At 35.5% G+C, this 287-nt stretch carries 1 protein-coding gene; it reads right to left on the reverse strand.

Annotation, left to right across the window (positions count from 1 at the left end; all coding sequences use genetic code 11):
* The coding region (locus SB775_RS28755; RefSeq protein WP_410864596.1) for a uracil-DNA glycosylase family protein at positions 1–287 on the reverse strand (287 nt) is incomplete at both ends.

The following is a 287-nucleotide window of genomic DNA, read 5'->3' on the forward strand; positions in this document are numbered from 1 at the left end:
CGATTATAGAAAATAGAAGCTGGATGAAAGGTCGGAAAAATATGATATTCTTTTTCTGACCAAATAAATTCTGTACTGCTGCTATCTTTCAATCGCTGCACAGGTTGCTTTAACAATTCTCCATGAACATCCGTAATTTTATTATTTTTACCAACTAAACGCTGTAATGCAATATTACCAAGTGTGACAATAACCGGCTGCTGTATAAATTCCAGTTCATAATCTAGCAAAGGTGCATGGGCAAGTATCTCACCTTGATTCGGTGTTCTATTGTACTTCTTCTGTAT

The sequence above is a fragment of the Peribacillus sp. SIMBA_075 genome, assembly GCF_046534585.1.